The organism is Streptomyces sp. MAR4 CNX-425 (assembly GCF_048656465.1).
In the GTDB taxonomy this organism is placed as follows: Bacteria; Actinomycetota; Actinomycetes; order Streptomycetales; family Streptomycetaceae; genus Streptomyces.
On record NZ_JBMDLF010000009.1, the window covers coordinates 245,116 to 268,028 of the forward strand.

The following is a 22,913-nucleotide window of genomic DNA, read 5'->3' on the forward strand; positions in this document are numbered from 1 at the left end:
CCTTCGCGTGTGCCGTACGGGCCCGGGCCCGGCGGTGCCGGGCTCAGCCCTGCGCCTCCTCCAGCCGCGCCAGCGCGGCGTCCACGCGCGCCAGCGTGCGCTCGCGGCCCAGCACCTCCAGCGACTCGAACAGCGGCAGCCCCACCGTCCGCCCCGTCACCGCGACCCGCACCGGCGCCTGCGCCTTGCCCAGCTTCAGCCCGTGCTCCTCGCCCGCGGCGAGGACCGCCTCCTTCAGCGCCTCCGCCGACCACGCGGCCGCGGCCAGCTTCCCGCGCGCCGTGCGCAGCAGCCCGGCCGCCCCCGGCTGCCCCGGCTGCCCCGGTTTCATGGCTTTGTCCCACGACTTCTCGTCGAACACCGGCTCGTCGAGGAAGAGGAAGTCGACGTTGGCCGTGATGTCGGACAGCACCGTCAGCCGCGTCTGCGCCAGCGGCGCCACCGCCGCGAAGGCGTCCGCGTCGAACGACTCCTGACGCCACGGCGCGTACGGCGCGCGCAGCCAGGGCCCGCAGCGCTCGGCGAAGTCCTTCACGTCCAGCATGCGGATGTGGTCCGCGTTGATCGCCTCGGCCTTCTTCAGGTCGAAGCGGGCCGGGTTGGGCACCACGTCGGCGATGTCGAAGGCGGCGACCAGCTCGTCCCGGGTGAAGACGTCCCGGTCGGCGGAGAGCGACCAGCCCAGCAGCGAGAGGTAGTTGATGAGCCCCTCGGGCAGGAAGCCGCGCTCGCGGTAGAGGTTGAGCGAGGACTGCGGGTCGCGCTTGGACAGCTTCTTGTTGCCCTCGCCCATGACGTACGGCAGGTGGCCGAACTCCGGCACCCGCTTGGCCACGCCGAGGTCGATCAGCGCGCGGTAGAGCGCGATCTGCCGCGGGGTGGAGGACAGCAGGTCCTCGCCGCGCAGCACGTGCGTGATCTCCATCAGCGCGTCGTCGACCGGGTTGACCAGGGTGTAGAGCGGGGCGCCGTTCGCGCGGACGAGGCCGTAGTCCGTGACGTTCTCGGGCGCGAAGGACAGCTCGCCGCGCACCAGGTCGGTGAAGGTGACCGTCTCGTCCGGCATGCGGAAGCGGACGATCGAGGTCCGGCCCTCGGCCTCGTACGCGGCCACCTGCTCCGCGGTCAGGTCGCGGCAGTGCCCGTCGTACCCGGAGGGGCGGCCGGCCGCCCGCGCCGCCTCGCGGCGCTCCTCCAGCTCCGCCGCGGTGCAGTAGCAGCGGTAGGCGTGCCCGGCGTCCGTCAGCCGGCGGGCGACGTCGGCGTAGACCTCCATGCGCTGCGACTGCCGGTACGGCGCGTGCGGGCCGCCGGCCTCGGGGCCCTCGTCCCAGTCGATGCCGAGCCAGTGGAAGGAGTCGAGCAGCTGCTCGTACGACTCCTCCGAGTCGCGGGCGGCGTCGGTGTCCTCGATCCGGAAGACCAGCGAGCCGCCGGTGTGGCGCGCGTACGCCCAGTTGAACAGGGCGGTGCGCACCAGGCCCACGTGGGGGTTGCCGGTGGGGGAGGGACAGAAGCGGACCCGTACGGGGGTCGCGGGGGCTGCGCTAGCCACGCTTGATCACCTTGTTGGCGAGAGTGCCGATGCCTTCGATGGTGACGGCGACCTCGTCGCCGTCGTGGAGCGGGCCGACGCCCGCGGGGGTCCCGGTGAGCACGACGTCGCCGGGCAGCAGCGTCATCGCCTCGGTGATGTGCACGATCAGCTCGGGGACCGAGCGCACCATGTCCGCGGTGCGGCCGAGCTGGCGCTGGTCGCCGTTGACGGTGCACTGGACGGCGAGGCCCTCGGCGATCCGCGCCGGGTCCAGCCCCGTCTCGACCCAGGGGCCGAGCGGGCAGGAGGTGTCGAAGCCCTTGGCCCGGGCCCACTGCTTCTCGCGCCGCTGGACGTCGCGCGCGGTCACGTCGTTCGCACAGGTGTAGCCGAGGATCACGTCCCCGGCCCGCTCCAGCGGCACCTCGCGGCAGAGCCGGCCGATGACGACGGCCAGCTCCGCCTCGTGCTGCACGTCGTCGGAGAAGGACGGGTACGCGATGGGGTCGCCGGGGCCGATCACCGAGGTGGACGGCTTGAAGAAGGTGACCGGCACGTCGGGCGGGCTCGACAAGGGGTGTCCCAGCTCCGCGGCGTGCTCGGCGTAGTTGCGGCCGATCGCGACGACCTTGTTGGGCAGGACGGGGGGCAGCAGCCGCACCTTGTCCAGCGGGAGCCTGCGGCCCGACCGCTCGAACTCGGCGAAGGGATGGCCCTTGATCACGTCGAGGGTGACCTCGCCCCGGGGGGCGCCCGCGCCGTCGAAGCCGTCGGAGCCTTCGACCACACCGAACGCGACGCTGCCGTCGACGGAGAACCTGGCGATACGCACGGGCCCAGGTTATCGCCCCGCCACCCCGCGCCGGGCCGCGCGGGTCAGGCGCCGGAAGGGGTCTCCTCCAGCACGGTGCGCCGCGGGTTGGCGGTACGCTCCGGCGCCGGGGCGTCCGCGGCCGGGGCCGGCTCGGGGGGCCCGGGAACCAGCAGGTCCGCGGCGTCGTCGAGGTGGGCGAGAGTGGTGCGCCGGGGGTTGGCTATGGTGCGGAGGATCATGACGGTGAGCTGTGCCTTCCGGTTCTTTACGGAACGTTCCGTTGTGTCAAGGGAAGGGTAGGCGCCGCTATTCCCCGCCCCGCCGGGACCCATCCCGTACGGCATTGTGACTTTCCTCACCCCGCCGGTGACGAATGCCGAATATCGTCTACTCCACTGATCGGCTAAAACGGGCTATTGCCCGGCAAGGCTGACATTCCCCAACTGATGGGCTCGACCCGGGACACGAGCCCGCGCCGTGCACCTCGTAGGAAAATGTCCGTTATCCCCACCCGTCATGTCCACCACGTGTAATCTGGCTGGCACGGTGAGTGATGGCGGTCGAGCTGTTACCCGCGGGCCTTGTTGGAGATCCCGGCACTGTGCTGGAATTCCACGGACCGTCGCTGGGGTGCAGTCGACGCAGAGGGCGCAACGGGGCGTCACGCGGGGGGCTGTACGGGGAGCTTGCGCCGGTTGGTTCACGGCGGGCGGGGGCCTAAGCTCCCGCACGACCAGACAACGCTCCGGTGTCCGCACCGGAGCCGGTCCTAGAGGTTGCGACGCTAGTGCAGGGACGATTGAAGACTGACGGCAGCGTTCCGGGCGAGCCTGAGGTGCGCGGGTCGACCGACCGCGCAGCCTCTCTTCGGTACGGCCAGAGCGCGAGCTCCTCGCCGGACCGGACGGCCGACCGCGGCGGCGGCGCCCGAATACCCGCGCCCGAGGCCGGGGACTTCGCCGGCATGCAGCGGCCCAAGGGCTCCAAGGGTCCGGGCTCCCGGATCCTGCTGCGCAACTGGCGCATCAGCACCAGACTCGTCTCGCTCCTCGCGCTCCCCGTGGTCGCCGCGACCACGCTGGGGGCTTTCCGCATTGAGGACTCCTGGCAGAACCTGCAGCAGCTGGAGAACATGAAGCTGCTGACGGACATGACCGAGGAGGCCACCGAGCTCGCCGACATGCTCCAGCAGGAGCGCGACAAGTCGGCCGGCCTCATCGTCGACGGCAACCCCAAGCACCCCGACATCACCGACGCCCGCGACGAGACCGACCAGGCCCTGGCGGCCTTCACCCGGTCCGCGGACGAGATCGACACCACCGAGGACCAGGACCTCGAAGGCGTCAACAACTCGCTGACCAGCGTCATCGAGAAGCTCAACAAGATCAACAGCATCCGCAAGACCGCGTACTCGGACGACACCGGCGGCGCCGCCCAGACGGTCAAGGCGTACGGCGAACTGGTCGACTCCCTGGTCTCGCTCTCCCAGGACATGGCCCTGGCCACGAGCAACCCGGAGATGATCGCCAAGACCCGGGCGCTGGCCACCTTCTCCTCCGCCAAGGAGTACGCCTCCGTCCAGCAGGCGATCATCAGCGCCGCCCTCGCCGAGGAGCCGCGCGACGAGTTCGCCGAGGCGGACCGGCTGGAGGCCGCCTCCGCCCAGGAGGCCGAGAGCTCCTCGCTCAAACTCTTCGCGCACCTGTACTCGGGCCGGATCGGGCTGACGGACCTGATGCGCTCGCTGGACGGCGGCAACGCCTCCGTGCAGCAGGCCGACACGTTCGCCAAGAACCTGGTGAACAACCCGGACAGCATCAAGAACGCCGACATGAGCTACCGGCACTGGTACGAGCTCGACAGCGTCAAGATCGAAGAGATGAAGAAGATCGAGCAGCACCTGCTCCAGGAGATGGAGCAGGCCGCGCGCGATCTGCGGTCCGAGGCCCAGAACGAGGCGATCCTCAACGGCGCCCTGATCCTCGTCGTCCTGCTCATCTCGCTCATCGGCGCCTTCGTCGTCGCCCGCTCCATGGTCCGCTCGCTGCGCCGGCTGCAGGACACCGCCCAGACGGTGTCCCAGAAGCGGCTGCCCGAGCTGGTCAAGCAGCTCTCCGACGCCGACCCGCAGGACGTCGACACCTCCGTCGAGACCGTCGGCATCAACAGCCGGGACGAGATCGGCAAGGTGGCGTCCGCGTTCGACGACGTGCACCGGGAGGCGGTCCGGCTGGCCGCCGAGCAGGCGCTGCTGCGGGGCAACGTGAACGCGATGTTCACCAACCTCTCCCGCCGGAGCCAGGGCCTCATCCAGCGTCAGCTCTCCCTCATATCCGAACTGGAGTCCCGCGAGGCCGACCCGGACCAGCTGGAGAACCTCTTCAAGCTGGACCACCTCGCCACCCGCATGCGCCGCAACGGCGAGAACCTGCTGGTCCTCGCCGGCGAGGAGCCGGGCCGCCGGTGGACCCGCCCGGTCCCGCTGGTCGACGTGCTGCGCGCCGCCGCCTCCGAGGTGGAGCAGTACGAGCGCATCGAACTGTCCGCCGTGCCGGCCACCCAGGTCGCCGGCCGGGTCGTGAACGACCTCGTGCACCTGCTCGCCGAGCTGCTGGAGAACGCCACCTCGTTCTCCTCGCCGCAGACCAAGGTCAAGGTCACCGGCCACGCGCTGCCCGACGGCCGGGTGCTGGTGGAGATCCACGACACCGGCATCGGGCTGTCGCCCGAGGACCTCGCGGCGATCAACGAGCGGCTGGCCAACCCGCCCACGGTCGACGTCTCCGTCTCCCGCCGCATGGGCCTGTTCGTGGTCGGCCGGCTGTCCCTGCGCCACGGCATCCGCATCCAGCTGCGCCCCTCCGACTCCGGCGGCACCACCGCGCTGGTCATGCTCCCCGTCGATGTCACGCAGAACGGCGGCGCGGGCGCCAAGCAGCCCGCGGGCCCCGCGGCGGGCGCCGCGGGCGCGTCCGGTGCGGGCGCGTCCGGCGCCGGCCAGGGCGCCCCGGCGCGCGGGGCCGCGCCGGCGGGCCGCGGGGGCGCGATGAGCAGGCTCGGCGCCGCGCAGCAGCGCGGCCAGGTGGGCGCGGGCACCGGTTCCGGCCGGCCCGCGCTGCCCAGCCGCGACGGCGGCGCGGGCGGCTCCGGCGGCCAGCGCCCCGGGCTGCCCGGGCGTACGCCCGCGGGCGCCGGCTCCGGCCGGCCCGGCTCCGGTACGGGGTCGGCCTTCCCCGGCGGTTCCGCCTTCGGCGCCTCGCCGGGCTCCGGCTCCACCTCCGGCCTCGGCTCGGGTCCGGCCCGGCAGGGGCTGCCCGGCCGGCCGGGCGGCGATGCGGGCCCCCGCGAGCCGGCCGGCACCCGGTCCGCCGGCGCCGGCCCGCGCGACGCCGACGGCCCGCGGCAGCACGACGACGCCGACACCACCCGGTTCGCCCGGCCCGACGTGTCCGGCCCGCCCCCGGGCGCCGGCCCGCCCCCGGGCGCCGGCGCGCCCGGCGGCGGCCAGGGCATCCCGGCCTTCGGCTCCGTGCCGCCGCCGGACTCCCCGCGGTCGCCCGTCCCCGGCGAGGCCGCCGCGTACGGCGCCCCGCAGGACACCGGCGAGCACCCGGTGCCGCCGCCGCAGCGCCGCCCGCAGCCCGGCCCGGGCCCGCAGGACACCGGCGGGTACCCCGTGGCGCGGCCGGGCGCCGGCCCGCAGGACACCGGCGGGCACGCGCTGCCGCCGCCGGCCCCCGGTTCGTACGACACGGGTGCTCACCCCGTGGCGCGCCCCGGCGGCGCGCCCCACGACACCGGCGAGCACCCGGTGCCGGGGCAGCGCCCCGGCCCCCAGGACACCGGCGAGTACGCGGTCCCCGGGCAGCGCCCGGGCGCGCACGACACCGGCGAGTACCCGACGGCGGCGCCGCCGCAGCGGCCGGACGACGGCCTGCTCGACGGCGGCCCCGTACCCGCCGGCGGCGACGAGCGGACGCCGATCTTCGAGTCGATGGAGTCGGACTGGTTCCGCGGCACCCGCGAGCGCGGGCCGGAGCCCGAGGCCCCCGCCGCGCAGCGCGCGCCGGAGGCCCCGGCCGACCCGTCGCCCGCCGAGCGCCCGGCACCGGAGGCCCCGCCTCCGCCGCCGGCCGCACCCGCGCCGCAGCCGGCCGCGACCGGCTCCGCACCGGCCTGGCGGCCCTCGCCCAACGACGACCGCTGGCGCCAGGCGGAGCAGCTGCGCACTCCGCAGGCGGGCGGCGTCACCACGTCGGGGCTGCCGCGGCGGGTGCCGCGGCAGAACCTCGTCGCGGGCACCGCGCAGCAGTCCGCGAACGCCAGCGGAACCCAGGTCTCGCGCGCGCCCGACGACGTGCGCGGCAGGCTGACGAGCCTGCGCCGGGGGATCCAGCGGGGCCGCCAGGCCGGCGGCACCGGCGAGACCCTCGGTGGCAACGGCTTTGGTCCCACCTATCAGCAGGAGCGTTAGTTGAGTCCATTGAGCCAGGCGGCGCAGAATCTGAACTGGTTGATCACCAATTTCGTGGACAACACCCCCGGGGTGTCGCACACGGTGGTGGTCTCCGCCGACGGACTGCTTCTGGCGATGTCCGACGGCTTCCCGCGGGACCGTGCCGACCAGCTGGCGGCGGTGGCGTCCGGTCTGACGTCGCTGACGGCCGGCGCCTCGCGCATCTTCGAGGGCGGGAGCGTGAACCAGACGGTGGTGGAGATGGAGCGCGGCTTCCTCTTCATCATGTCGATTTCGGACGGTTCCTCGCTGGCCGTGCTGGCGCACCCGGAGTGCGACATCGGGCTGGTGGGTTACGAGATGGCGCTGCTGGTCGACCGGGCGGGCGCGGTGCTCACCCCCGACCTGCGCGCGGAGCTGCAGGGCAGCCTGCTGAACTGAACCACGGCCGGCCGTCCGGCCGCCCGCTTTTATCAGACCTTCCCCATCGGCCATGTTCCCGTCCGGAGGATCCATGACCCCGCCACCCGCCTCACCCGACTCGTACGGTGGTGCCCAGCATCAGCCCTACGAAGGTGAAGGCGATCAGCCGCTGGTCCGGCCCTACGCCATGACCGGTGGCCGGACCCGGCCCCGCTACCAGCTCGCCATCGAGGCCCTGGTGAGCACGTCGGCCGACCCGATGCGGCTGCAGGGGCTGCTTCCGGAGCACCAGCGGATCTGCCACCTGTGCCGCGAGGTGAAATCCGTTGCCGAGGTCTCCGCGCTGCTGACCCTGCCGCTGGGCGTCGCGCGCATTCTGGTCGCCGACCTGGCCGAGGCCGGTCTTGTGGCGATCCACCAGCCCGGCGGCGGCACGGATGCCGACGGAACCCCCGATGTGACTTTGCTCGAAAGGGTGCTCAGTGGACTTCGCAAGCTCTAGTGGTGTGGCCGGTTCTCCTCCGGCTCGTGCGACCACGTCGGCGAAGATCGTGGTGGCGGGTGGTTTCGGGGTGGGCAAGACCACGTTCGTCGGTTCGGTGTCGGAGATCAATCCGTTGCGTACCGAGGCGGTGATGACGTCGGCGTCCGCGGGGATCGATGATCTGTCGCAGGTGTCGGGGAAGACCACGACGACGGTGGCGATGGACTTCGGCCGGATCACGCTGGATCAGGATTTGATCCTGTATCTGTTCGGGACGCCTGGTCAGGATCGTTTCTGGTTCATGTGGGACGATCTGGTGCGTGGTGCCATCGGTGCGGTGGTGCTGGTGGATACGCGGCGGTTGGCGGATTGTTTCCCGGCGGTGGATTACTTCGAGAACTCGGGGTTGCCGTTCGTGATCGCGTTGAACGGGTTCGACGGTCATCAGCCGTACTCGCCGGACGAGGTGCGGGAGGCGTTGCAGATCGGGCCGGAGACGCCGATCCTGACGACGGACGCCCGGCAGCGTTCGGAGTCCAAGTCCACGCTGATCACGCTGGTCGAGCACGCGCTCATGGCCCGGCTCCGCTGACCGGGCCGGCCGGCCCCGACGGGTGCCGCCGGCCGGGGACTTCGCCCAGGGGCGGGTCGCACCAAGGGGTGCGGCCCGCCCCTGAGGCGTTGATAACGTTTGGAAGCAGATTGGGGGGATCGGATGCACAGGACGCAGGCGGCCGACTCCGTTCCGCTGATGGCGTCGTAGCGCTTTGTCGGTTGTCGCCGCTTACGCCCTATTTGACGGTCCCGATGTGAGCGTACGAAGTCCGCGCCAGGCGTTTGGAATGTGCCGCCCGGCGTGCTGGAATTCGAGGAACTGACCCGAGAGTAGGCCGAGAGGTTGTTGGTCCGGTGAGGCGCAGCAGCAAGGGCCCCGCGCAGGAGGCGCGGGGCAACTTCAGCCCGCCGCCGCACGCGGCGGCGCCGCCCCCTGCCGGGGCGCAGCAGCCGGCCCCGCCGCCGCCGAGCGGCAGCCGGCTGTCGCCCCGCAACTGGCGGGTGGCCACCCGGCTGAACGCGATCCTGCTGATCCCGGTGATCGTGGCCCTGGTCTTCGCGGGCTTCCAGGTGACCAACTCCGTGGACACCTGGCGCGAGGCCCAGGACGCGGAGAGCACCGCCAAGGTGGCCAAGGCCGCCGCCGACTACGCCGACCGCCTCATGGCGGAGCGCGACGTCTCCGTGCAGCCGCTGCTCCACGGCGACCGCGAGTCGAGCCGGGTGACCGAGGCGCGCCAGGCCACCGACGCCGCCGCGGCCGAGTTCGACCGGCAGGTCGAGGACATGCCGGACACCGACGGCCTCCAGCGCCGGCTCGACGCCTTCCGGGAGCAGGAGAAGAAGCTGGAGCAGATGCGCCAGGCGGCGTTCACGTCCCGGATGCCCGGCACCGACACCCACCTCGGGTACGCGCAGATGTACCGCCCGCTGATGACCTTCGCCAACGAGCTGGGCCTGGGCACGAGCAACATCACCAGCTACGGCCGCGCGATGTACGCGATCTCGCTGTCCAAGTCCGCCGCCTCGCTGGTCCGCTCCATCGGCACCGAGCTGCTGGTCAGCCCGCCCGAGAAGGCCGAGGTGCTGGCCGAGGAGAAGACCGCGCTGGCCTCCTTCGCCTATCTGGAGCCCATCGCCCTCGACGAGTTCCGGACCGGCAGCACCGAGGCCGACAACCGGATGCTGGGGGACGCGCTGGCCGACCAGGAGGACGAGGCCAGGCAGCGCCTCGCGGAGGCGCAGCGGGAGGCCGAGAGCGGCGGCGGCGAGTTCACCGCGCCGCCGGAGCCCTCGGCGATGCTCGCCGGCATCGCCGGGATCGGCGAGGGCGCCACCCCCGAGTCGCTCGCCGAGCAGGGCATCACCCCGCAGACCTGGTACGCCGCCACCAGCGTGCCCATCGCCGCGTACCGGACCGTCGAGATCGAGTTCGCCGACCGCGCGGTGGCCGACGCCCACGACATCGTCGAGTCCGCCAAGCGCGACACCGTCGTCGGCGCCGCGATCGCCGTCGGCGCGCTGCTCATCGGCTTCGTCATCGCCGCGATGATGGCCCGCGCCATGGGCCGCAGCATGCGGCTCCTGCGCAACTCCGCCTTCGGCATCGCCGAGCAGCGGCTGCCGATGCTCGTCGACCAGCTCTCCCGCACCGACCCCGGCCGGGTGGACACCCGCGTCCAGCCGATCCCGCTGCACAGCCGCGACGAGATCGGCGAGGTCGCCCGCGCCTTCGACCAGGTGCACCGGGAGGCGGTCCGGCTGGCCGCCGAGCAGGCGCTGCTGCGGGGCAACCTGAACGCGATCTTCACCAACCTCTCCCGGCGCAACCAGGGCCTCATCGAACGCCAGCTGGAGCTGATCTCCGGCCTGGAGGACCACGAGGCGGACCCGGAGCAGCTGGAGAACCTGTTCCACATGGACCACCTCGCCACCCGCATGCGCCGCAACGGCGAGAACCTGCTGGTGCTCGCGGGCGAGGACACCGGCCGGCACATGGACGAGGCGGTCCCGCTCGTCGACGTGCTACGCGCGGCGACCTCGGAGGTCGAGTCGTACGAGCGCATCGAGCTGGAGGGCGTGCCCGACAGCGAGATCCACGGCAGCGCCGTCACCGACCTCGTCCACCTGCTCGCCGAGCTGCTGGAGAACGCCACCACGTTCTCCTCCCCGCACACCAAGGTGCGGGTCACCGCCACCCGGCTGCCGGACCGCCGGGTGATGGTCGAGATCCACGACAAGGGCATCGGGCTGACCGCCGAGGACTTCGCGGACATCAACCACCGGCTCGCCAACCCGCCCACCGTGGACGTCGCGATCTCGCAGCGCATGGGCCTGTTCGTGGTCGGCCGGCTGGCCGACCGGCACGGCATCCGGGTGCAGCTGCGCCCCTCCGGCGAGCAGTCGGGCACCACCTCGCTGGTGATGCTGCCCGAGGCCATCGCCTTCGGCGGCGCCGCCGAGACGTCCGACCAGCAGGACGAGTTCACCGTCTCGCGCATCGTCGCGGACCGCCCGTCCTTCCAGCCGGCGGGGAACGGCTTCCCGGGCGGGCGCGCGCGCAGCGCGGCGGAGCTGGGCTTCGACGACTCCTCGTACCAGACCCCCCAGCTCGACGGGCCGCGCTCGCCGATGCCGGCGCTCGGCGGCCAGGAGGGCGTCTTCGACCCCATCCAGCGCTCGCTGCTGCGGGAGGAGCGCCGGGCGGCGCTGGAAGCGGCGGCGCAGGACCGTACCCCCGGCTTCCACGATTCCCAAGCGGAAGATGTGGGCACTGATCCCTTCGCGCCCGGGGGCATCTCGCCGGAGCCCGCGTACGATACGTACGGCCACGTGGAGCCCGACGCCCCGCCGAACTCCTGGACGGGGCAGGGCGCGTACGACAGCCCGGCGCAACTGGAAGCGGAATCTCCGGTTGAGGCCGGGGACGGCCGCCGGGGCTTCGGCTTCGGCGAACCGGAGCCGGCCTCGCCCGACGACGAGTGGCGGTCGGCGAACGACGAACGCTGGGAGCGCGCCGAGCAGGTGCGCGAACCGAAGGCGGGCGGGGTCACCTCCGCGGGCCTTCCCCGGCGGGTGCCCCGCCAGAACCTGGTGGAGGGCACCGCGGAGCAGCCCCAGCTGGGAGGCCCACAGGTCTCCCGCGACCCGGAGGACGTACGCGGCCGGCTGAGCAACCTGCGCCGCGGTGTCCAGCAGGGCCGGCAGCAGGGACCGCAGCAGAGTGACGGGCCGGGCACAGGCCCCGGCACATACGATCAGGAGCGTTAGGTGAGCCCGATGAGCCAGGCGGCGCAGAACCTGAACTGGTTGATCACCAATTTCGTGGACAACACCCCCGGGGTGTCGCACACGGTGGTGGTCTCCGCCGACGGACTGCTTCTGGCGATGTCCGACGGCTTCCCGCGGGACCGTGCCGACCAGCTGGCGGCGGTGGCGTCCGGTCTGACGTCGCTGACGGCCGGCGCCTCGCGCATCTTCGAGGGCGGCTACGTCAACCAGACGGTGGTGGAGATGGAGCGCGGCTTCCTCTTCATCATGTCGATCTCCGACGGCTCGGCCCTGGCCGTGCTGGCGCACCCGGAGTGCGACATCGGCCTGGTGGGCTACGAGATGGCGCTGCTGGTCGACCGGGCGGGCGCGGTGCTCACCCCCGATCTGCGCGCGGAGCTGCAGGGCAGCCTGCTGAACTAGCCGACAATCGATGCACGTTGCACGCTCGCCGGGCTAAGGTGCGTCGAGTGCAGTGATGCTCCGGCACGCCGTCGGGGAAGGGGAACGCAGTGGCAGCTCACCAAGAGGTACCTCACGGTGGTGAGGACTGGCGGTACGGCTACGGGCCGCAGCCGACCGACCAGCCGGGCATGCCGTACCCCGACCCGAGCGCGCCCGGGTCCCCGGGCGGGCCGCAGCCGTACCACCAGCCGTACCATCAGCCCCAGCACGAGCCGCCGGCCCCGGCTCCGGCCCCGTCGTCGTACGGCGACGGCCACCCGCCGCAGCACCGAGGCCGCCCGGCGCCCGCGCCGCAGCCCGCCCCGGCGCCCGCCGCCGGCGGCGGACGGGCGGCCCGGGGCCCGCAGTCGCGGCTGGTGCGCCCGTACGCCGTGACCGGCGGCCGGACCCGGCCGCGCTACCAGCTCGCCATCGAGGCATTGGTGCAGACCACTGCCGACCCCTCCCGCCTCACTTCCCAGCTCCCCGAGCACCAGCGCATCTGCCGACTGTGCTATGAACTCAAGTCGGTCGCGGAGGTCTCCGCGTTGCTGACCCTCCCGCTGGGCGTCGCGCGCATCCTCGTGGCCGACCTCGCGGAAGCCGGCCTGGTCACGATCCACCAGCCGGGCGGCGGCGACTCCGCGGGGGGTCAGCCAGATGTGACTTTGCTCGAAAGGGTGCTCAGTGGACTTCGCAAGCTCTAGTGGTGTGGCCGGTTCTCCTCCGGCTCGTGCGACCACGTCGGCGAAGATCGTGGTGGCGGGTGGTTTCGGGGTGGGCAAGACCACGTTCGTCGGTTCGGTGTCGGAGATCAATCCGTTGCGTACCGAGGCGGTGATGACGTCGGCGTCCGCGGGGATCGATGATCTGTCGCAGGTGTCGGGGAAGACCACGACGACGGTGGCGATGGACTTCGGCCGGATCACGCTGGATCAGGATTTGATCCTGTATCTGTTCGGGACGCCTGGTCAGGATCGTTTCTGGTTCATGTGGGACGATCTGGTGCGTGGTGCCATCGGTGCGGTGGTGCTGGTGGATACGCGGCGGTTGGCGGATTGTTTCCCGGCGGTGGATTACTTCGAGAACTCGGGGTTGCCGTTCGTGATCGCGTTGAACGGGTTCGACGGTCATCAGCCGTACTCGCCGGACGAGGTGCGGGAGGCGTTGCAGATCGGGCCGGAGACGCCGATCCTGACGACGGACGCCCGGCAGCGTTCGGAGTCCAAGTCCACGCTGATCACGCTGGTCGAGCACGCGCTCATGGCCCGGCTCCGCTAACCCGTTTTGGAGTGCGGTCCGCGATCGGGTAATGTTCTGTCCGTCGCCGGGAACGGCGGCCACCTGAACAGAGCCCCCGCGACGGGGGTTGTGTTTTGGTGGGGTATGGTGTAATTGGCAGCACGACGGATTCTGGTTCCGTTAGTCTAGGTTCGAGTCCTGGTACCCCAGCGCAACGCAGTTGCTGACGTGCTCGCCCCCGTTGTGTAGCGGCCTAGCACGCTGCCCTCTCAAGGCAGTAGCGCCGGTTCGAATCCGGTCGGGGGTACAGGTCCTCTCCATCGCGAGGAGGGGATCGTCCAAGGCCCCCGTTGTGTAGCGGCCTAGCACGCCGCCCTCTCAAGGCGGTAGCGCCGGTTCGAATCCGGTCGGGGGTACCAGCCGGACCATCGCAGGGCCTCCCGCCGCGCGGGAGGCCCTTGCTCGTGCCGCTCGTGCGCCGCCGGCCCCGCCGCGGGTGCGTCAGCCCGACCGGCGCAGCGCGTCCGTGAGCCGCGCGGCGGCGTCCACGACCGCCTGGGCGTGCATCCGCCCCGGGTGCCGGGTCAGCCGCTCGATCGGGCCGGAGACCGAGACGGCGGCCACCACGCGGTGCGACGGGCCCCGTACGGGCGCGGAGACGGACGCGACGCCCGGCTCCCGCTCCCCGACGGACTGGGCCCACGCCCGGCGCCGTACGCCCGACAGCGCCGTGGCCGTGAACCGGGCGCCCTGCAGCCCCCGGTGCAGCCGCTCGGGCTCCTCCCAGGCGAGCAGCACCTGGGCCGCCGAGCCCGCCTTCATGGGCAGCGTGGAGCCCACCGGCACGGTGTCGCGCAGGCCCGAGAGCCGCTCGGCCGCCGCCACGCAGATGCGCATGTCGCCCTGGCGCCGGTAGAGCTGGGCGCTCTCCCCGGTGATGTCCCGCAGATGCGTGAGGACCGGCCCGGCCGCCGCCAGCAGCCGGTCCTCGCCGGCCGCCGCCGCCAGCTCGCCGAGCCGGGGGCCGAGGATGAACCTGCCCTGCATGTCCCGGGCCACCATGCGGTGGTGCTCCAGGGCCACCGCGAGCCGGTGGGCCGTGGGGCGGGCGAGACCGGTCGCGGAGACCAGCCCGGCGAGGGTGGCCGGACCGGACTCCAGCGCGCTCAGCACCACAGCCGCCTTGTCGAGTACGCCGACGCCGCTAGAGTTGTCCATGCAACGATACTCGCGTCTCACACTGTGAAACGCAAGTTCAAATTTCCGGCGGACGCGTCACCCTGTGGGGCACGGACGTACGCACACACGCAGTTCGCGATCAACGACGATGGGAATGCGATGGGAAGGACACTCGCGGAGAAGGTCTGGGACGACCACGTCGTCAGGCGCGCGGAGGGCGAGCCCGACCTTCTCTTCATCGACCTGCACCTGCTCCACGAGGTGACCAGCCCGCAGGCCTTCGACGGCCTGCGCAAGGCGGGCCGTCCGGTGCGCAGGACCGACCTGACCATCGCCACCGAGGACCACAACACCCCCACCCTCGACATCGACAAGCCCATCGCCGACCCTGTCTCGCGCACCCAGCTGGAGACCCTGCGCAAGAACTGCGCCGACTTCGGCGTACGCCTCCACCCGCTCGGCGACGTCGAGCAGGGCGTCGTCCACGTCGTCGGCCCGCAGCTGGGGCTCACCCAGCCGGGCACCACCGTGGTCTGCGGCGACAGCCACACCTCCACGCACGGCGCGTTCGGCGCGCTGGCGTTCGGCATCGGCACCAGCCAGGTCGAGCACGTGCTCGCCACCCAGACGCTGCCCATGGCCCCCTTCCGGACCATGGCCGTGACCGTCGACGGCGAGCTGCCCGACGGCGTCACCGCCAAGGACCTGATCCTCGCGATCATCGCCCGCATCGGCACCGGCGGCGGCCAGGGCTACGTCATCGAGTACCGCGGCGAGGCCGTCGAGAAGCTCTCGATGGAGGCGCGGATGACGATCTGCAACATGTCCATCGAGGCCGGCGCGCGCGCCGGGATGGTCGCGCCGGACGAGACGACGTTCGCGTACCTGAAGGGCCGCGCGCACGCCCCGGAGGGCCCCGGCTGGGACGCCGCCCTGGAGTACTGGCGCACGCTGCGCACCGACGACGACGCGGTCTTCGACCGGGAGGTCGTCATCGACGCGGCCGAGCTGGCCCCGTTCGTCACCTGGGGCACCAACCCCGGGCAGGGCGCGCCGCTGACGGCGCAGGTGCCCGACCCGGCCTCGTACGCCGACACCGCCGAGCGGGTCGCCGCGGAGAAGGCGCTGGAGTACATGGGCCTGACCGCGGGGCAGCCGCTGCGCGAGATCGCGGTCGACACCGTGTTCGTGGGCTCCTGCACCAACGGCCGGATCGAGGACCTGCGCTCCGCCGCCGAGGTGGTGAGCGGCCGGCAGGTCGCCGACGGCGTACGGATGCTGGTCGTGCCCGGCTCCGTACGGGTCGCGCTGCAGGCCGTGGAGGAGGGGCTCGACAAGGTGTTCACGGCCGCCGGCGCCGAATGGCGGCACGCGGGCTGCTCGATGTGCCTGGGCATGAACCCCGACCAGCTCGCCCCCGGCGAGCGCTCGGCGTCCACCTCCAACCGCAACTTCGAGGGCAGGCAGGGCAAGGGCGGCCGTACGCACCTGGTCTCCCCGCAGGTCGCCGCGGCCACCGCCGTGACCGGCCGGCTGTCCTCCCCGGCCGACCTGACCACCGCGGAGGTCTGATCCATGGAAGCCTTCACCACCCACACCGGGCGCGCCGTGCCGCTGCGCCGCAGCAACGTCGACACCGACCAGATCATCCCCGCCCACTGGCTCAAGAAGGTCACCCGGGACGGCTTCGAGGACGGCCTCTTCGAGGCCTGGCGCAAGGACCCGGAGTTCGTGCTGAACAGCCCGGCCCACCGGGGCGCGAGCGTCCTGCTGGCCGGCCCGGACTTCGGCACCGGCTCGTCCCGCGAGCACGCCGTGTGGGCGCTGCAGAACTACGGCTTCCGGGCGGTCGTGTCGTCCCGCTTCGCCGACATCTTCCGCGGCAACTCGCTCAAGAACGGACTGCTGACCGTGGTGCTGCCGCAGGCGGCCGTCGACCGGCTGTGGGAGCTGGTCGAGGCCGACCCGGCGACCGAGGTGACCGTCGACCTCGAAGCCCTGGAGGTACGCGCCGGCGGTGCGCCCGGCGCCCCCGCGTTCACCGCGCCGTTCGAGCTGGACGAGAACGCCCGCTGGCGGCTGCTGAACGGCCTCGACGACATCAGCATCACTCTTCGGCACGAAGCCGACATCGCCGCTTTCGAGGCGTCCCGGCCGGCGTTCAAGCCGTCGACGGTACCGGCCTGACCGGCGGTTTTCCGCCGCGCAGCGACCCCGCGCCCGCCACCGACCGGTGGCGGGCGCGGGGTTTTGCACGCCGCCGCGTTGGCGTCCCCCCGAGCGACAACTCACCGCAGATGGCACAATCGGCGCATGGATCCCGACGGCCAACTCGCGCTCTACGAGGCCGTCGCCGCCGGGCTGAAGGAGGCTCACCGCAAGGTGCGCGAGGTGGCCGTCACGGACGCCGAACGCGCCGAGCTGACAAGGCGCCTGCTCGCCATCACGGGTGCCGCCAAGCACGATCTCGCCGGGGCCGCACGGCGGCTGGAGCGCCTGCGGCGGGAGCTGGACGCCCGCTCGTAGCGGGAGTCCGTTGCGACACAAGGGTGATGAGAGACGTTTTGCCTTTGATTTGCGGTATATATCTGCCTAACGTGCGAAAAGGCTTGAACATTTCGTTCCGGCAATCAATGCCTCCGAAGGGGAAGACGTGAACAAGGCACAGCTCGTTGAAGCTATTACCGACAAGATGGGCGGCCGGCAGCAGGCCGCCGACGCCGTGGACGCCGTCCTCGACGCGATCATTCGTGCGGTCGTCTCCGGCGAGCGGGTGTCGGTCACCGGCTTCGGCTCTTTCGAGAAGGTGGAGCGGCCGGCGCGCTACGCCCGCAACCCGCAGACCGGCGAGCGCGTCCGGGTCAAGAAGACCTCCGTGCCGCGCTTCCGCGCGGGCCAGGGCTTCAAGGACCTCGTCTCCGGCTCCAAGCGGCTGCCGAAGAACGACACGGCCGTGAAGAAGGCCCCGAAGGGCAGCCTGTCCGGGGGCACCAAGACCACCGCCAAGGCCGCCGCCAAGAAGGCCACCAAGAAGAGCGCGGCCAAGAAGAGCACGGCGAAGAAGACCACCGCCAAGAAGACCGCGGCCAAGAAGGCCCCGGCCACGCGGGCCACGGCCAAGAAGTCCGCGACGAAGAAGACGACGGCCAAGAAGACCTCGGCGAAGAAGACCACCGCCAAGAAGAGCACCGCCAAGAAGGCGACCGCCAAGAAGTCGGCCAAGAAGGCCCCGGCGAAGAAGGCCACCGCCAAGAAGGCGCCGGCCCGCAAGTCCGCCGGCCGGCGGACCACGGCCAAGAAGACCACTGCCAGGAAGCGGTGACGGACCCGGCGCAGGGTCCGCAAGCGGGGCCGGCTCCCCTCGGGGAGACCGGCCCGCGGCATGTCCGGGCGGCCGCGCGGGGGCGCCGGGCCCGCGCCGCCCGCGGCACGGGCGGCGCGCGTGGCGCAGGCGGTGCGCGCGGGCGCGCGCGGCGTCAGAGCGTCTGCAGCGTCACCAGGACGATCCTGCGCGACTCGCCCTCGCCCTCGGTCTCGATCCGCACCCGCTGGCCCGGCCTGAGCAGCCGCAGCCCCCCCGCGGCGAACGCCGCCCCGTCGAAGGGCAGCGGCGTGCCGTCGTCGAGGAGCACGCTGCCGCTGCGGGTCTGCGGGTCGTACGTGAACGCTGTGGCCTGCATGCGCGGCAGGCTACCGGCCCGCGCCCGCCGGCACACGCCCGCCGCCATTCGCTCACCGGCATCCGCTCACCGGCATCCGCCGTTCGCCCCGGCCGCCCCCGCCACCGGCCGCCCGCACGCCGCCAGCCGAGCCAGCGCCGCCGCCGTGTGCCCCCCCACCCCCAGCGCCAGCGCCGCCCGCAGGTCGGCGGCCGTATCGACGTCCTGGCGTACGGAGTCCACCCCCGCCAGCCGTATCTCCCGGGCCCCCGACGCCAGGTGCCGCGCCCGCGACGCGACCCCGAACCCCGGCGCCAGCGCCACCCCCGCGGCCGCCGCCAGCAGCGTCGTGCCCGTGCCCGGGGCGTCGGCCAGGAACGCCCGCCCGCCGCCCGCGCCGTCCGCCCCGCCCCCGCCGTCCGGCTCTCCCGGCGCCCCGGCCAGCACCCGGGCCAGCTCCGCCGGCCGCAGCGCCGGCAGGTCCGCGTTCAGCGCCGCGACGGCGGCGCCGGGGCGCTCGGCCCGGATCCGCTGCTCCCCGTGCGCCAGCGCCGCGTTCAGCCCCGCCCGCGGGGCGTCCGGTACGGCCCGCGCCCCCACCGCTGCCAGCCGCCCCGCCGCCTCGGCGTCGTCCGTGACGACCGTCACGGAGCCCACCGCCGGGCAGCCGAGCGCCGCGGCCACCGTGTCGAGCGCGAACGCCAGCGCCAGCCGCCCCCGGCCCGGCTCGCCCGCCGCCGGGCCCAGCCGGGACTTCGCCAGCGCCAGCGGCTTCAGCGGCACGACGACATGCCAGAGCCGCCGGCCCGGCCGGCCGGGTACTTCCGTCTGCGCAGGTGCCATGCGTTTCGTCATCGTCGTTCCGCCCCATTGTCACCTGCCGGTGCTCCGTCCGGACCGGTGGGCCGGTCACATGGGCGTACGGTGTTCTCGACAGACGTGCGACCCGCGGCGAGACTGTTTCGGCCACGAAAGGTGCACCGAGGAAAATCCGGGAAGGTGAAGAGGACCGTGTCACGGCGGAGGATCGGCTTCTGGTACCGGCTGGTCGCGGCCATCTGCAAGCCGCCGCTGCGGGTGCTCGTCAAGCGGGACTGGCGTGGCGCGGAGCACATACCGGCCGACGGCGGATTCCTCACCGCCGTCAACCACAACTCGTATCTCGACCCCTTCTTCTATGCCCACTTCCAGTACAACACCGGGCGGGTGCCGCGGTTCCTGGCGAAGGACGGACTGTTCAAGAAGGGCGTCGTCGGCACGGTGATGCGCGGCACCGGGCAGATTCCCGTCTACCGCGAGTCGACCGACGCCTCCAAAGCATTCCGGGCCGCCGTCAAAGCCGTCGAGGACGGCGAGTGCGTCGCGTTCTACCCCGAGGGGACGCTCACCCGGGACCCGGAGCTGTGGCCGATGAAGGGCAAGACCGGCGTCGCCCGGGTCGCGCTCGTCACCGGGGCGCCGGTCATCCCCGTCGCCCACTGGGGCGCGAACGAGGTGCTGCCGCCGTACGGCAAGCCCCGGCTGCTGCCCCGCAAGACCTTCCACCTGCTCGCCGGGCCGCCGGTGGACCTGTCGGAGTTCTACGGTAGGGAGCCCACCCCGCAGGTGCTCGCGGCGGCCACCGAGGTCATCATGGACGCCGTCACCCGCCTGCTGGAGGAGCTGCGCGGCGAGCAGGCGCCCGCGGAGCGCTTCGACCCGAAGACCGTACGCGCCGAACAGCGCCGCCGCTCCGCGGACCGTAAGGAGAACTCGTGACGCGCTGCGCCGTCTTCGGCACCGGCTCGTGGGGCACGGCCTTCTCGCTGGTGCTGGCCGACGCCGGCTGCCGGGTGACGATGTGGGGCCGCCGGGCCGCGCTCGTCGACGCCCTCAACGCCACCCGCGAGAACCCCGACTACCTCCCCGGCGTCCGCCTGCCCGACGCGGTCACCGCGACCGCCGACGCCGCGGAGGCGGCCCGCGACGCCGAGTTCACGGTCCTGGCCGTACCGGCGCAGACGCTCCGCGGCAACCTGGAGCGCTGGGCGCCGCTGCTCGCGGACGGCACCGTGCTCGTCAGCCTGATGAAGGGCGTCGAGCTGGGCACCGCCCGGCGCATGAGCGAGGTCATCGAGGAGGTCGTCGCCAAGGAGGGCGCCGCCGCCGCGGACGTGCACCGCCGCGTCGCCGTGCTCACCGGCCCCAACCTCGCCCGCGAGATCGCCGCCCGGCAGCCCGCCGCCGCCGTGGTCGCCTGCGCGGACGAGGCGGTGGCCCGGCGGCTCCAGACGGCCTGCCACACCCCGTACTTCCGCCCGTACACCAACACCGACGTCGTCGGCTGCGAACTCGGCGGCGCCGTCAAGAACGTCATCGGGCTGGCCGTCGGCATCGCCGACGGCATGGGCCTCGGCGACAACGCCAAGGCGTCGCTCATCACCCGCGGCCTCGCCGAGACCGCCCGCCTCGGCAGCGCCCTGGGCGCCGACCCGCGCACCTTCGCGGGCCTCGCCGGCATGGGCGACCTGGTGGCCACCTGCTCCTCGCCGCTGTCCCGCAACCACACCTTCGGCACCAACCTCGGCCGCGGCATGACCCTCGCGGAGACCATCGCCGCCACCCGGCAGACCGCCGAGGGCGTCAAGTCCTGCGAGTCGGTGCTCGATCTGGCCCGCCGCCACGAGGTCGACATGCCGATCACCGAGACCGTGGTGCGGATCGTGCACGACGGGAAGCCGCCGCTGGTGGCGCTGAAGGAGCTGATGTCGCGCAGCGCCAAGGCGGAGGGACACTGACGCGAGGCTGAACGAGCCGATGTCGCGCAGCGCCAAGGCGGAGGGACACTGACGCGAGGCTGAACGAGCCGATGTCGCGCAGCGCCAAGGGCCGAGGGACACTGACGCGCGGCGCCGGGACCGCGGGACACTGACGTTCCCCCGCGCGCACGCCCCCTTCCCGCCGCCGCCCCGTCCCGCCGGGCACGACGGGAACACGACGCAAGCCGCCCGTTGGTGGCACTGAAGGAGCCGATGTCGCGCAGCGCCAAGGGCGGAGGGACACTGACGCGCGGCGCCGGACCGCGGGACACTGACGTTCCCCCGCGCAGCGGGTAATGTGCGAGCGATGAGCAGCGAGCACTCCTACGAAAGCCAGGGCCGCAAGCCGCGCGTCGCCGTCGTCTTCGGCGGGCGCAGCTCCGAGCACGGCATCTCCGTGGTCACCGCGGGCGCCGTGATGCGCGCCATCGACCGCGAGAAGTACGAGGTGCTGCCCATCGGCATCACCGCGGACGGCCGCTGGGCGCTCACCGCGGACGACCCGGAGCGGATGGCCATCGCCGACCGCCGGGTGCCCACCGTGGCGGAGCTCGTGGACGCCGAGGCGGAGGACGGCGCCGTCGTGCTCTCCGCCGACCCGGGCAGCCGCGAGGTCGTCTACACCGAGCCGGGGCAGGTGCCCAAGGCGCTCGGCGAGGTCGACGTCGTCTTCCCGATGCTGCACGGCCCGTACGGCGAGGACGGCACGCTGCAGGGCATGCTCGACCTGGCCGGGGTGCCGTACGTGGGCTCCGGGGTGCTGGCCTCCGCGGTCGGCATGGACAAGGAGTACATGAAGCGGGTCTTCGTCTCGTACGGGCTGCCGGTCGGCCCGTACACCGTGGTGCGCCCGCGCGAGTGGGAGCAGGGCGAGCCCGGGCGGGAGGGCGCGGCGGCCCGGAAGAAGATCGTGGACTTCGCCGCCGACCACGGCTGGCCGGTGTTCGTGAAGCCGGCCCGGGCGGGGTCGTCCATCGGCATCACGAGGGTCGCCGGGCTCGGCGAGCTGGAGGACGCGCTCGCCGAGGCGCGCCGGCACGACCCGAAGATCATCGTGGAGGCGGCGGTCAGCGGGCGCGAGATCGAGTGCGGCGTGCTGGAGTTCGAGGACGGGCCGCGGGCCAGCGTGCCCGCCGAGATCCCGCCGACCACGAGCCACGACTTCTACGACTTCGAGGCGAAGTACATTGACTCCGCCGACGGCGTCGTGCCGGCGCCGCTGACCGACGAGGAGACCGCCGAGGTGCAGCGGCTCGCGGTCGCCGCCTTCGAGGCGTGCTCCTGCGAGGGGCTGGTGCGGGCCGACTTCTTCCGCACCGACGACGGCGCGTTCGTCATCAACGAGGTCAACACGATGCCCGGCTTCACGCCCATCTCGATGTACCCGCGGATGTGGCAGGAGAGCGGCGTGAGCTACCCGGAGCTGGTCGACCGGCTCATCCAGGCGGCGCTGCGCCGCTCGACGGGGCTGCGCTAGAGCCTGGTCGGGACGGCCGACTTGACCGCGTCCGCGAGGTCCGTCAGGGGGTTCACCTCGGGCGCGTACGCGGACGGCACGGTGACCTCGACGAACGCCTTGCGGCCGGAGGTGACGAAGCGGCGCCCGTCGTCGGCCTCGGCCACCACCCAGTCGACCCCGTTCACGACGGCCGCCTGGACGTAGGGGTTGTAATGTTCACTGCCTGGGGTGAGCACCGCCGGCTTGGGCACGCCGCAGCGCAGCTGCACGGCGGGGTCGCCCCACGCGGCGGTCAGCTTCGAGACCGGCTCGGTCTTGCGGCGCTCCTGGCCGTCCACGGTGTCCGGCAGCCGCTCGGCGAGCCTGCCGCAGAAGTCCACCGCCTTCCCCTTCGGGGTCGGCACGGCCAGCTGCGGCGCGCCGCCGTCGCCCCCGGAACAGGCGAGCGGGACGGCGGCGAGCAGCAGGAGCGCGGCGGGCAGGCGGCGAGCGGAGCGGAATGGCCGGGTGGGGCGGAAGTGCGGGACGAGGCGGTCTGCTGGCGCGGCGGGGTCGGGCCGGGCAGGCCGGGACGGTGAGCTCAGCGTGGTCAC

General features: G+C 72.7%; 22 protein-coding genes and 3 tRNA genes. 18 read left to right on the top strand and 7 right to left on the bottom strand.

All coding sequences use genetic code 11. The annotated features are described in order from the left end of the window. Positions 1–43 precede the first annotated feature (43 nt). Genes gltX through ACHZ99_RS24665 form a run of 3 tightly spaced genes read right to left on the bottom strand, consistent with a single transcriptional unit; the run spans position 44 to position 2,590 of the window. Entirely contained in the window at positions 44–1,555 is a 1,512-nt protein-coding gene (gltX, locus tag ACHZ99_RS24655; RefSeq protein WP_420306923.1) for a glutamate--tRNA ligase, read from the bottom strand. Continuing rightward, positions 1,548–2,369 carry a fumarylacetoacetate hydrolase family protein gene (locus ACHZ99_RS24660; protein WP_420306924.1) on the bottom strand — a complete coding sequence of 274 codons (822 nt, stop codon included), beginning with the start codon at positions 2,367–2,369 and terminating at the stop codon, positions 1,548–1,550. Before ACHZ99_RS24660 ends, gltX begins: the two co-directional genes overlap by 8 nt. A gap of 44 nt (positions 2,370–2,413) precedes the next feature. Beyond that, positions 2,414–2,590, bottom strand: a complete 177-nt coding sequence (locus ACHZ99_RS24665) for a hypothetical protein (protein ID WP_420306925.1) — start codon at positions 2,588–2,590, stop codon at positions 2,414–2,416. A 596-nt stretch (positions 2,591–3,186) separates the two neighbouring features. Here ACHZ99_RS24665 and ACHZ99_RS24670 point away from each other — a divergent pair. From ACHZ99_RS24670 to ACHZ99_RS24720, 11 genes are all read left to right on the top strand, one after another. Further along, positions 3,187–6,825: a nitrate- and nitrite sensing domain-containing protein gene (locus ACHZ99_RS24670; protein WP_420306926.1), complete on the top strand. Its 3,639-nt coding sequence runs from the start codon at positions 3,187–3,189 to the stop codon at positions 6,823–6,825. Continuing rightward, on the top strand, positions 6,826–7,248 hold the full coding sequence (locus tag ACHZ99_RS24675) for a roadblock/LC7 domain-containing protein (RefSeq protein WP_047018298.1): 423 nt from the start codon (positions 6,826–6,828) through the stop codon (positions 7,246–7,248). It abuts the gene before it with no gap. 73 nt (positions 7,249–7,321) lie between these two features. Beyond that, on the top strand, positions 7,322–7,732 hold the full coding sequence (locus ACHZ99_RS24680; RefSeq protein WP_026276533.1) for a DUF742 domain-containing protein: 411 nt from the start codon (positions 7,322–7,324) through the stop codon (positions 7,730–7,732). Continuing rightward, positions 7,713–8,306, top strand: a complete 594-nt coding sequence (locus ACHZ99_RS24685; RefSeq protein WP_078627698.1) for a GTP-binding protein — start codon at positions 7,713–7,715, stop codon at positions 8,304–8,306. The genes ACHZ99_RS24680 and ACHZ99_RS24685 overlap by 20 nt, the downstream gene beginning before the upstream one ends. Before the next feature lie 464 nt (positions 8,307–8,770). After that, the gene (locus tag ACHZ99_RS24690) at positions 8,771–11,539 is read left to right on the top strand and encodes a nitrate- and nitrite sensing domain-containing protein (RefSeq protein ID WP_420307008.1); all 2,769 of its coding nucleotides are present in this window, start codon (positions 8,771–8,773) and stop codon (positions 11,537–11,539) included. A 9-nt stretch (positions 11,540–11,548) separates the two neighbouring features. Continuing rightward, entirely contained in the window at positions 11,549–11,962 is a 414-nt protein-coding gene (locus ACHZ99_RS24695; RefSeq protein ID WP_078524293.1) for a roadblock/LC7 domain-containing protein, read from the top strand. Between the two features lie 89 nt (positions 11,963–12,051). Then, on the top strand, positions 12,052–12,690 hold the full coding sequence (locus ACHZ99_RS24700) for a DUF742 domain-containing protein (RefSeq protein ID WP_420306927.1): 639 nt from the start codon (positions 12,052–12,054) through the stop codon (positions 12,688–12,690). Further along, positions 12,671–13,264: a GTP-binding protein gene (locus ACHZ99_RS24705; protein ID WP_078627698.1), complete on the top strand. Its 594-nt coding sequence runs from the start codon at positions 12,671–12,673 to the stop codon at positions 13,262–13,264. The genes ACHZ99_RS24700 and ACHZ99_RS24705 overlap by 20 nt, the downstream gene beginning before the upstream one ends. A gap of 99 nt (positions 13,265–13,363) precedes the next feature. Continuing rightward, a tRNA-Gln gene (locus ACHZ99_RS24710) sits at positions 13,364–13,435 on the top strand. Between the two features lie 24 nt (positions 13,436–13,459). Continuing rightward, positions 13,460–13,532 (top strand) — tRNA-Glu (locus ACHZ99_RS24715). A gap of 36 nt (positions 13,533–13,568) precedes the next feature. Next, positions 13,569–13,644: transfer RNA gene (locus tag ACHZ99_RS24720), tRNA-Glu, on the top strand. 82 nt (positions 13,645–13,726) lie between these two features. Here ACHZ99_RS24720 and ACHZ99_RS24725 read toward each other — a convergent pair. Then, on the bottom strand, positions 13,727–14,443 hold the full coding sequence (locus tag ACHZ99_RS24725; RefSeq protein ID WP_420306928.1) for an IclR family transcriptional regulator: 717 nt from the start codon (positions 14,441–14,443) through the stop codon (positions 13,727–13,729). A 120-nt stretch (positions 14,444–14,563) separates the two neighbouring features. Here ACHZ99_RS24725 and leuC point away from each other — a divergent pair, with 120 nt between their 5' ends. The 4 genes from leuC (at position 14,564) to ACHZ99_RS24745 (ending at position 17,726) form a co-directional block, all read left to right on the top strand. Continuing rightward, positions 14,564–15,976, top strand: coding sequence for a 3-isopropylmalate dehydratase large subunit (leuC, locus tag ACHZ99_RS24730; protein ID WP_420306929.1), 1,413 nt, complete (start codon positions 14,564–14,566; stop codon positions 15,974–15,976). Positions 15,977–15,979: 3 nt separating this feature from the next. After that, the gene (leuD, locus tag ACHZ99_RS24735; RefSeq protein ID WP_420306930.1) at positions 15,980–16,591 is read left to right on the top strand and encodes a 3-isopropylmalate dehydratase small subunit; all 612 of its coding nucleotides are present in this window, start codon (positions 15,980–15,982) and stop codon (positions 16,589–16,591) included. Positions 16,592–16,717: 126 nt separating this feature from the next. After that, positions 16,718–16,930 carry a hypothetical protein gene (locus ACHZ99_RS24740; RefSeq protein ID WP_344294954.1) on the top strand — a complete coding sequence of 71 codons (213 nt, stop codon included), beginning with the start codon at positions 16,718–16,720 and terminating at the stop codon, positions 16,928–16,930. A gap of 127 nt (positions 16,931–17,057) precedes the next feature. After that, a complete protein-coding gene (locus ACHZ99_RS24745) occupies positions 17,058–17,726 on the top strand; it encodes an HU family DNA-binding protein (RefSeq protein WP_420306931.1) in 669 nt (222 codons plus the stop codon). A gap of 154 nt (positions 17,727–17,880) precedes the next feature. On the opposite strand, the gene ACHZ99_RS24750 is transcribed toward ACHZ99_RS24745, so the two are convergent. Both ACHZ99_RS24750 and cofC read right to left on the bottom strand, forming a co-directional pair. After that, entirely contained in the window at positions 17,881–18,084 is a 204-nt protein-coding gene (locus tag ACHZ99_RS24750) for a hypothetical protein (protein ID WP_420306932.1), read from the bottom strand. A gap of 66 nt (positions 18,085–18,150) precedes the next feature. After that, a complete protein-coding gene (gene cofC, locus ACHZ99_RS24755) occupies positions 18,151–18,918 on the bottom strand; it encodes a 2-phospho-L-lactate guanylyltransferase (RefSeq protein WP_420306933.1) in 768 nt (255 codons plus the stop codon). Positions 18,919–19,074: 156 nt separating this feature from the next. Here cofC and ACHZ99_RS24760 point away from each other — a divergent pair, with 156 nt between their 5' ends. The 3 genes from ACHZ99_RS24760 to ACHZ99_RS24770 all read left to right on the top strand — a co-directional run bounded on the left by ACHZ99_RS24760 (position 19,075) and on the right by ACHZ99_RS24770 (position 22,338). Further along, positions 19,075–19,821 (top strand): lysophospholipid acyltransferase family protein, encoded by a 747-nt coding sequence (locus tag ACHZ99_RS24760; RefSeq protein WP_420306934.1) that lies wholly within the window; start codon positions 19,075–19,077, stop codon positions 19,819–19,821. After that, positions 19,818–20,840: an NAD(P)H-dependent glycerol-3-phosphate dehydrogenase gene (locus tag ACHZ99_RS24765; RefSeq protein WP_420306935.1), complete on the top strand. Its 1,023-nt coding sequence runs from the start codon at positions 19,818–19,820 to the stop codon at positions 20,838–20,840. The genes ACHZ99_RS24760 and ACHZ99_RS24765 overlap by 4 nt, the downstream gene beginning before the upstream one ends. Positions 20,841–21,168: 328 nt before the next feature. Further along, the gene (locus ACHZ99_RS24770; RefSeq protein ID WP_420306936.1) at positions 21,169–22,338 is read left to right on the top strand and encodes a D-alanine--D-alanine ligase family protein; all 1,170 of its coding nucleotides are present in this window, start codon (positions 21,169–21,171) and stop codon (positions 22,336–22,338) included. Here ACHZ99_RS24770 and ACHZ99_RS24775 read toward each other — a convergent pair. Beyond that, entirely contained in the window at positions 22,335–22,913 is a 579-nt protein-coding gene (locus tag ACHZ99_RS24775; RefSeq protein ID WP_420306937.1) for a DUF3515 domain-containing protein, read from the bottom strand. The genes ACHZ99_RS24770 and ACHZ99_RS24775 overlap by 4 nt on opposite strands.